Here is a 9,125-nt window from a genome sequence, read left to right as displayed (position 1 = left end):
GCTTTAATATATCGTGGATCGGTCTTTCCCTCTGTTACAATTATCGGTTTGTCATTTCCGAAAAAATATTTATAAAATAGAAATTTCTTGTACTCTTTTTCTCTAGAATTAAATAAAGACATGTATATTTTCTTTTCTTCTTTACCGATACTGTAAAATTCTGTAGGTAAATTATATGTATGATGTTTGGTGTTATGCAACAATTCCTTTTGTAAGTCTTTATTATAAAAGATATACTTCCAATAATATTTCGATTCAGATTTTTTTAATAAATTTCTTCCTAATAAATATTTTTGTGAATCTAGATTATTTTGTATCAGGGATTTTTTATAAAGTAAGTAGTTGTTGTATTGTTCTATTTGAAAAATAAAAGCAAATCGTCCCGTTAATTGATTCAGCGTTCCTGGTTTTTTATCTATTTCAAAAGCACCATCTTTGTATAATTGAAAAGCCATTGCACGAGTATTTTTTATGTACTCTCTTTTTACATTTATCTTCTTGTTTACAACTAGTCCAGTAACTTCTTGGCGCTGCATATTATTACTCAATCGTGTTTTTTTAGGATTGATTTCAAAACCAGATGAGATGATTACCTTCTCTAATTCAGTTAAAAAGTTATCCAACTCTTTGCTTGCCCTCAATTTATTAGAGTTTAATTCACGATTTGTTGAAAAAGTCATATCATCGGCATATCTAGAATATGTAAAACGATATTTTTTAGCAATTTTGACAATCCGATAATCTAAAATTCTAGTAATTAAATTTGTGATGATGGGAGAAGAAGGGGCTCCTTGTGGTAACTTACCTTGGTAACATGCAATTTGAGCAATTACTGTAGCAATTTCTGGTGAAACAGCAAAATCCCTGTCTTTTATAAAGAAGCCTCTTACTCTTCCAAAATTAAAAGAATCGAAAAAATTTTTCAAGTCAATGTTCAGAATGTATTTTTTGTTTCGATGCATCTGAGAGTTGGTAATAATGCTTTTCCCCTTTTCAAATGCATGAGACAGAACAGGTGTTTTAAAGTTCTTGTCCTTCGATTTAGATTCCAAGCTTTCAAGGTAGCACTCCCATAAAATATTAGCTAATTTTTTCTGAAGAAATTTTAACTCTTTTGTAGGAGCGTGTATAACTCTTTCTCCACCATTCTTTTTAGGAATAGTGAAGGTGGTATATAAATTATCAGTTTGTAAGTTGTACAATAAATAGTTAATGTATTTAGCATTTTTAAAGCCGAGGAGTTTAGCAAAGTCATCTTTTGTTTGTAGTTGATTGAATTTAGTCATAATTTTTTCCTCATAAAAAAAAGCGTATGATAACTCTTACGCGAACAAGATTTCCAGAAGAAATCCAAGAAAATCCCTAGCTAATAAAACTAGGTGAAGCCAAACATTCCTATAACATTGCTGTTAATACTTGCGAACACACAAGTCAAAAATCTAATCATACGCAAACATATTCTATCACAAAACAAGATATTAATCTAGTTTTAAGGTGTATTAAACTAGATTTTTGTATGGACCAAAAAAACCAGACAGAGTCTGGCTTTGCATTGTTTATATCTGAGAAGTATTTTAGAAAAATTAAAGTATCTTATCAGCCCGATCCACCATAAAGAGTGAGACGGTCATGATGATATCGATGACTAGAAGGGCAAGGACAGCTGGGATCCAAGATTGGAAAAGTTCAAAACTGTAACCAAACAAGGTAGGACCAAAAGCTGCTAAGATGTAGCCCCCTGTTTGCGCTAGTCCTGATAGCTGAGCAGTCTTTTCAGGCGAACTGGTTTTAAGAGAAAAACAAACCATGAGGTAGGGGAAGAGGGCGCTGCAGGCCGTTCCAATCAAGAGGTGGACGACTAACCAGTAGAGGAAACTGCTACTTGGATACAAGAGCATGGCAATTCCTGTCATCCCAGCGATAGAGATAATTGTTAGCATGATTCGACGGTGGCCGTCTGACAGATGAGTCGTCAGACTTGGAACAGTCATTGAAAAAGGAATGCTGATCAGCGAGAAGATAGAAGCTAGAAGAGCCGCATCACTATTAGAAAGACCAGCACTAATAGCAATCGTTGGAAGCCAGGTCATGCTCGTATAAAAGAGCAAGGACTGAAGACCACCAAAGATAATGATGGCCCAGACATCTTTACTTTTTAGAATATTTTCTTTGACTTGCTTTTCTTTTTGGCCTTCTAGATAGTGGTTGTGGCGATGATTTGGCAACCAGACTAGCAGAGTGACCAGACAGAGAAAGCTGAGAACGAGGATGAGGCCCTTCCAAGAACTAGCTTGGGTGATAGGGACCGAAAGATATGAAGCGATGGCTGTCGAAATTCCCATGGCAGTGACATAGAGAGTTGTTAGGAAACTAATCTTTTGAGGCTGATTTGCCTGGATCATACTTGGGAGGAGTACATTGAAAATGGCGATACTTGCTCCGATGATTAGAGTTCCTAGATAGAGAAGGGGAAGATTGAAAATCCGAATGACAGAGCCAATAGTTAAGAGGAGGAGACAGTAAGTAAAGAGATGTTCCAACCCGATTTTTTGAGCCAAGCGGCTTGCAAAAGCAGAAAAAAGAGCAAACATCAAGAGAGGGAGACTGGTTAAAATTCCAAGAGAGCTAACCTCCACTCCTAGTCCCTGAGCGATATCTCCTAAAATGGTTGGAAGAGCAGTGAAAGGAGAGCGTAAAACGGTCCCGATTAAGACAATTCCTAGGATAAAAAAGAGTGATTGTTTTTTCATAAAAACCTCGAATAGATGATTTTAATAACAGCTTATTTTAAGTTTTTTTCCTTATAATGTCAAGTAATGACAGCTAAGAAAGTTCGATTGATTTAAGCGAGAATAGAGTGAAAGGAGATACATTTCTTTACTAGAATTTTCCTTGATTTGATATAAAAATAGGAAAGTGAGAAAATTTGTGATAAAATAGTGGAAGGAATAATTCAGGAGAGTAGAAGTGACTCAAAATATTGGTGAAAGGCTGGTTTCAATTGTTATCAGCGCATACAATGAAGAGAAATATTTGCCGGATCTCATTGAAGATTTAAAAAATCAAACATATAATAAAAAAAATATTGAAATTCTATTTATTAATGCTATGTCGACCGATGCAACGAAAGAGATAGTACAACAATTTATAAAGAAAAATAATGAGTTTAGATCCATCAGACTTTATGATAATCCCAAGAAAAATCAAGCTAGTGGATTTAATATGGGTATCAAGCAATCAATAGGCGATGTTATTTTGAAGATTGATGCTCATTCAAAAGTTACAGAAAATTTTGTGAGTGCGAATGTTGCTCTGATTAACCAAGGAGAGTTTGTTTGTGGAGGAACAAGACCGACCATTGTTGAAGAAAAAGATAAGTGGTCAGAAGTCCTACATCTTGTTGAAGAAAATATGTTTGGAAGTAGTATTGCTGATTATCGCAATAGTTCTCAAGATAGGTATGTATCTTCCATTTTTCATGGGATGTATAGACGAGAAGTTTTTCAACAAGCTGGCTTAGTAGATGAGCAACTTGGTCGAACAGAAGATAATGAACTTCACTATCGGATCAGAAAACATGGCTATCGCATTCGGTATAGCCCGAGTGTTTTATCTTATCAGTATATTCGGCCGACTCTTAAAAAGATGCTCTACCAAAAATATTCTAATGGATTGTGGATTGGTTTAACAACACATGTTAAACCACAGTGCCTATCAATCTTTCATTATGTTCCTTTTGTTTTTGTTCTAAGTATCTTCTTAAGTATTTTGTTAGTACCATTTTCAGTGACATTTCTTTTTTCTCTAATTGCAATTTACTTTTTATTTGTTCTCATGTTGACAGTATTAACTTATGCAAAGCATAAAAACATGCTATTGCTTCTAATGCCTATTCTTTTGTTCGCCATTCATTTTTCTTATGGAGTTGGAACCTTGTTTGGTTTTATTAAGGGATTTAAATGGAAGCAAACTTATAGAAATCAGATTATTTATTTGGAGAATTAGAGAAGATGTTCTCAAAAAGATTAACAACAGTATTATCCAACTCTTTTAAGGGGGAGTAAATTCCTATGAATAAAAAACTAACAGATTATGTGATTGATCTGGTTGAAATTTTAAATAAACAGCAAAAGCAGGTGTTCTGGGGTGTATTTGATATTATTAGTATGGTGGTTTCCATCATCGTGTCTTACATTCTCTTTTATGGCTTGATTAACCCAGCGCCTGTGGACTATGTTATCTATACTGGTTTGGCTTTCCTCTTCTATCAAATCATGATTGGATTTTGGGGGCTCAATGCGAGTATTAGTCGCTATAGTAAAATCACAGATTTCTTAAAAATCTTTTTTGGCGTAACCGTCAGCAGCATTGTCTCTTACGGACTTTGCTACGCCTTTCTTCCTCTATTTTCTATCCGATTCATCATACTCTTTATCTTATTGAGTACCTTCCTGATCTTACTCCCTCGTATCACTTGGCAGTTGATTTATTCTAAGCGCAAGCAGGGAAGTGGGGAGGGCGAACACCGCCGTACCTTCTTGATTGGTGCTGGTGATGGTGGGGCCCTCTTTATGAATAGCTACCAACACCCAACTAGTGACCTTGAGCTAGTGGGAATTTTGGATAATGATGAGAAGAAAAAGGGACAAAAACTAGGTGGAATCCCAGTTTTGGGCTCTTATGATAATCTGCCTGAATTAGCTAAACGTCACCAAATCGAGCGCGTCATCGTAGCCATTCCTTCGCTTGATCCGTCAGAGTACGAACGTATCCTGCAGATGTGTAATAAACTCGGTATCAAATGTTACAAGATGCCCAAGGTTGAAACAGTTGTTCAGGGACTTCACCAACCAGGTAGCGGCTTCCAGAAAATTGACATTACAGACCTTTTGGGCCGTCAGGAAATCCGTCTCGACGAATCCCGTCTTGGTGCAGAGCTTACAGGCAAGACCATCTTGGTGACAGGAGCCGGCGGTTCGATTGGTTCAGAGATTTGTCGTCAGGTCAGTCGCTTTAATCCTGAACGCGTGATTTTGCTGGGGCATGGTGAAAATTCTATCTACCTCGTTTACCATGAATTGATTCGTACATTCCAAGGGATTGATTATGTTCCTGTCATTGCAGATATTCAGGACTATGATCGTCTTCTACAAGTGTTTGAACAGTACAAACCAGCCATCGTCTACCATGCTGCAGCCCACAAACATGTTCCGATGATGGAACGCAATCCAAAAGAAGCCTTCAAGAACAATATCCTAGGAACCTACAATGTTGCCAAGGCTGTTGATGCAGCCAAAGTACCTAAGATGGTCATGATTTCGACTGACAAGGCGGTCAATCCACCGAATGTTATGGGCGCAACCAAGCGTGTGGCAGAGTTGATTGTCACTGGCTTTAACCAACGTAGCAAATCAACCTACTGTGCAGTCCGTTTTGGGAATGTTCTCGGTAGCCGTGGTAGCGTGATTCCTGTCTTTGAACGCCAGATTGCTGAAGGTGGTCCTGTAACGGTGACAGACTTCCGTATGACACGTTACTTCATGACTATTCCAGAGGCTAGCCGTCTAGTAATCCATGCTGGCGCTTATGCCAAGGACGGAGAAGTCTTTATCCTCGATATGGGCAAACCAGTTAAGATCTATGACTTGGCTAAGAAAATGGTCCTTCTAAGCGGACACACAGAAAGTGAAATTCCAATCGTTGAGGTCGGTATTCGTCCGGGTGAAAAGCTCTATGAGGAACTCTTGGTTTCGACCGAATTGGTTGATAACCAAGTCATGGACAAGATTTTCGTTGGTAAGGTAAATGTCATGCCACTAGAAGCCATCAATCAGAAAATTGAAGAGTTCCGTTCACTCAGCGGAGATGAGCTCAAAGAAGCAATCATTTCCTTTGCAAATGAAACAACTCATATTGAGTAAGAGTGACTCATGTAATTGATTATAAATCAAAGGCCAAGATTCTGTTTATACAGGATCTTGGCCTTTTTAGTCTATTGGCTTGTTATAGCTGACTGATGATATCATCGATTGTATGGGCAATCCAGTCAGGTTGATAGCTGAGCAAATCAGCCTCTTCTCCAAATCCCCAAGTAACAGCAAACTTTTTAATGCCAGTTTCTTGGGCTCCGATCATATCAAACTTAGTATCCCCGATGATGAGGACTTGGTCTGCAGGGAGTTGATGTGTCTGCAAGGCGTAACGGATGACATCCGCCTTGTGTGGTGTTTCAGGACTAGAACCGTAAATGCCGTTAAAGAAATGATGAATTCCCAGATTTTTAGTCATATCATGAGCAGTAGGAGTATTCTTTGTTGTGGTGATATAGAGAGGATAGGTTTGTGAGAGTTCTTGAAGCAATTCGGTCATTCGAGGAAAGAGTTGCGCTTCGTGGATCCCTTTTTTCTTGTAGTAAGAACGATAGGTTTGAACAGCTTCCGAGATTTGTTCCTTTGGGAGACACGTTGCAAAACTAGTTTCAAGCGGTGGACCCATGAAACCACGAATGGTTTTAGCATCAGGACTTGGAACTCCTAGTTCTTTAAAGGTATGAGTAAAGGAATTGTGGATCCCGATGGAACTGTCAACCAGAGTTCCGTCTAGATCGAAAAAGATGGCTGAGATTGATGACATAGTTTCTCCTATTAGATAAGGTTATTCTCCGAAGATTTCTTTTTGTAGGCGACGGCCAGTAGGGGTGGCTGCGAGTCCACCCTCAGCTGTTTCACGAAAGGCAGTTGGGAGGCTGGAACCGACTTGGTACATGGCATCGATGACTTCGTCAACAGGGATCTTAGACTCAATACCTGCCAAGGCCATATCTGCCGCGATAAAGGCAAAGCTAGCCCCCATGGCATTTCGTTTGACACAAGGAACTTCAACCAAACCAGCGACGGGGTCGCAGATGAGGCCCAGCATATTTTTAATGACAAAGGCGATGGCTTGACTGGCTTGATAGGGCGTTCCACCTGCAGCCAAGGTCAAGGCTGCGGCACTCATGGCAGAGGCAGAACCGACTTCGGCCTGGCAGCCACCCTCAGCACCTGAGATAGAAGCGTTGTTTGCGATAACCAATCCAAAGGCACCCGCAGCAAAGAGGAAATCCAGCTGTTCTTCGTGGCTAAGGTCTAATTTTTGGATAGCAGCAGTGAGAACGGCTGGCAAACAACCAGCACTTCCTGCGGTTGGGGTAGCGCATACCAAACCCATTTTAGCGTTGTGTTCATTGACCGCGATGGCATTACGGGCTGCTGATAGGATGGTAAAGTCAGACAAGGCCTTGCCACTTTTGAGATGGCGGTCTAGTTTGGCCGCATCTCCACCTGTTAGGCCGCTACGGGATTTGTTTTCACTAAGACCGAGCTCGACAGAGGCTTTCATGACTTCTAGATTGCGCTCCATGAGGAGAAGAACTTCTGCACGTTCCCGGCCGGTCAGTTCATATTCTGTCGCGATCATGAGTTCTGCGACATTTCCTTGGAAGTCTAGATCCGCCTGCTCGACCAATTCTTTGATAGAATAAAACATGTTTCCTCCTACTTAAAGAAATTGACATTGTGGAGATGGGGGATTTTTCGGATTTCTTCAATCGCCTCCTCACAACTTCGACTATCAACTTCAATAATCATGATGGCTTTTTCTCCAGCTTTTTCCCGAGTCACATTCATCTGAGCGATGTTGATATCGAAACGAGAGAGGGCTTCAGTAACATGGGCAATCATACCTGGGACATCCTGATGCACGATGATAATGGTTGGTGTGTTCATGTTGAGAGAAACAGCAAAGCCATTAAGCTCCGTAACTTGGATATTTCCCCCACCAATAGAAATCCCCGTCACACTAATGGATTTGTGTTCATTCTTCACAGTGATTTTAGTGGTGTTAGGGTGAGGAGCGTTGCTGTCTTTCTGAATGGTCCAGACAATCTTGATACCACGTTTATGGGCAATCTCTAGGCTATTGGGAATGTCGGGATCGTCCGTATCCATACCTAAAATACCCGCAACGAGAGCAAGATCTGTTCCATGGCCACGGTAGGTCTTGGCAAATGAATTAAATAGTTGGAATTCCACCTCTGTCGGTCTATCACCAAAGATAGAAGACACGATTTTTCCGATACGAACCGCACCAGCTGTATGGCTACTTGATGGGCCGATCATGACAGGGCCGATAATATCAAAGACAGATTGAAAACGAAGTGAGTGCATCTGTTTCCCCTTACAAAGATTCTTGTTTCTATTATATCAAAGAATGAAGTTCTGTGCTTATTTCCCTTATAAAACCGAAAAAATGGATAAAAATGGTATAAAATCTTGTCTTTTATGACAAAAATATCAATGTTTCAGTAAATATAAAATATTTTTGTAATATTTTTACACGAAACCGTCAAGAAACGGTAATATTCAAACGGTATGATAGAAGCATAGTAAAAAGGAGAATTTTTAGAAATGACATTAACAACTAAAAAAATCAAATTAACTCTTGCAGGAGCAGCAACTTTCCTTGCTTTCCTTGCACCATCACTTGCTTTTGCAGATGAAACAATCACTTATACAGTTAAACCAGGTGACACTCTTTCAGAAATCGCTGAGAAGTACAACACTACGGTTGAAAAATTGGCAGAAAAAAACAAGATAGAGGATATTCATCTGATCTTTGTGGATCAAGTTTTGGTCATCGAAGGGACAGCTCCAGCTGCGAAAACTTATGAAGCCCCAGCGGCAACAGGAGAAACAATCGAAGAGACTACGACTTACGAAGAAATAACTGAAACAACAACTTACGAAGCACCAGCTGCTACAACCAGCACTTCTTATGAAGAAGAAAGTTACACAGCTTCAACTGTAAGTGGATCTGAAGCAGAAGCCAAAGAATGGATCGCTCAAAAAGAATCAGGTGGTAGCTACACAGCTACAAACGGACGTTATATCGGACGTTATCAATTGACAGATTCATACTTGAACGGTGACTACTCAGCTGAAAACCAAGAACGTGTAGCAGATGCCTACGTTGCAGGACGTTACGGTTCATGGACAGCTGCCAAGAACTTCTGGCTTAACAACGGTTGGTATTAAGAAATAACTAACAGAAAAATATGTAAAGGTCGAGGAATTTCCTCGACTTTT

General features: G+C 39.6%; 8 protein-coding genes. 3 read left to right on the top strand and 5 right to left on the bottom strand.

Annotated features, from left to right (window positions below; translation table 11 throughout):
• Together D8804_RS08860 and D8804_RS08855 are read right to left on the bottom strand one after the other, a co-directional pair.
• On the bottom strand, positions 1-1,286 hold a 1,286-nt coding region (locus tag D8804_RS08860; protein WP_142999716.1), incomplete at its 3' end, for a retron Ec67 family RNA-directed DNA polymerase/endonuclease.
• A gap of 297 nt (positions 1,287-1,583) precedes the next feature.
• Complete coding sequence (locus D8804_RS08855; RefSeq protein ID WP_125399534.1) at positions 1,584-2,750, bottom strand: CynX/NimT family MFS transporter; 1,167 nt, start codon at positions 2,748-2,750, stop codon at positions 1,584-1,586.
• A gap of 217 nt (positions 2,751-2,967) precedes the next feature.
• On the opposite strand from D8804_RS08855, the gene D8804_RS08850 reads away from it, so the two are divergent.
• On the top strand, positions 2,968-4,005 hold the full coding sequence (locus D8804_RS08850; RefSeq protein WP_125399533.1) for a glycosyltransferase family 2 protein: 1,038 nt from the start codon (positions 2,968-2,970) through the stop codon (positions 4,003-4,005).
• A gap of 65 nt (positions 4,006-4,070) precedes the next feature.
• The gene (locus D8804_RS08845) at positions 4,071-5,921 is read left to right on the top strand and encodes a nucleoside-diphosphate sugar epimerase/dehydratase (RefSeq protein WP_125399532.1); all 1,851 of its coding nucleotides are present in this window, start codon (positions 4,071-4,073) and stop codon (positions 5,919-5,921) included.
• Between the two features lie 82 nt (positions 5,922-6,003).
• Here D8804_RS08845 and D8804_RS08840 read toward each other — a convergent pair whose 3' ends face one another.
• Genes D8804_RS08840 through sdaAB form a run of 3 tightly spaced genes read right to left on the bottom strand, consistent with a single transcriptional unit; the run spans position 6,004 to position 8,207 of the window.
• Positions 6,004-6,633 carry an HAD hydrolase-like protein gene (locus D8804_RS08840; RefSeq protein ID WP_125399531.1) on the bottom strand — a complete coding sequence of 210 codons (630 nt, stop codon included), beginning with the start codon at positions 6,631-6,633 and terminating at the stop codon, positions 6,004-6,006.
• 21 nt (positions 6,634-6,654) lie between these two features.
• Positions 6,655-7,527 carry an L-serine ammonia-lyase, iron-sulfur-dependent, subunit alpha gene (sdaAA, locus tag D8804_RS08835; RefSeq protein WP_038805886.1) on the bottom strand — a complete coding sequence of 291 codons (873 nt, stop codon included), beginning with the start codon at positions 7,525-7,527 and terminating at the stop codon, positions 6,655-6,657.
• A gap of 8 nt (positions 7,528-7,535) precedes the next feature.
• Positions 7,536-8,207: an L-serine ammonia-lyase, iron-sulfur-dependent subunit beta gene (sdaAB, locus tag D8804_RS08830; protein WP_038804696.1), complete on the bottom strand. Its 672-nt coding sequence runs from the start codon at positions 8,205-8,207 to the stop codon at positions 7,536-7,538.
• Between the two features lie 240 nt (positions 8,208-8,447).
• On the opposite strand from sdaAB, the gene apf reads away from it, so the two are divergent.
• Positions 8,448-9,074 (top strand): aggregation-promoting factor, encoded by a 627-nt coding sequence (apf, locus tag D8804_RS08825; RefSeq protein WP_038804695.1) that lies wholly within the window; start codon positions 8,448-8,450, stop codon positions 9,072-9,074.
• Positions 9,075-9,125 lie beyond the last annotated feature (51 nt).

Source organism: Streptococcus oralis, from assembly GCF_003944215.1.
In the GTDB taxonomy this organism is placed as follows: domain Bacteria; phylum Bacillota; class Bacilli; order Lactobacillales; family Streptococcaceae; genus Streptococcus; species Streptococcus oralis_BI.
This window is presented reverse-complemented; position numbering and strand designations above follow the sequence as displayed.

Excerpts from the sequence above, each read along its gene's own strand:
- D8804_RS08845 (WP_125399532.1), top strand. The coding sequence starts at position 4,071 with ATGAATAAAAAACTAACAGATTATGTGATTGATCTGGTTGAAATTTTA.
- D8804_RS08840 (WP_125399531.1), bottom strand. The coding sequence starts at position 6,633 with ATGTCATCAATCTCAGCCATCTTTTTCGATCTAGACGGAACTCTGGTT.
- sdaAA (WP_038805886.1), bottom strand. The coding sequence starts at position 7,527 with ATGTTTTATTCTATCAAAGAATTGGTCGAGCAGGCGGATCTAGACTTC.
- D8804_RS08855 (WP_125399534.1), bottom strand. The coding sequence starts at position 2,750 with ATGAAAAAACAATCACTCTTTTTTATCCTAGGAATTGTCTTAATCGGG.
- sdaAB (WP_038804696.1), bottom strand. The coding sequence starts at position 8,207 with ATGCACTCACTTCGTTTTCAATCTGTCTTTGATATTATCGGCCCTGTC.
- apf (WP_038804695.1), top strand. The coding sequence starts at position 8,448 with ATGACATTAACAACTAAAAAAATCAAATTAACTCTTGCAGGAGCAGCA.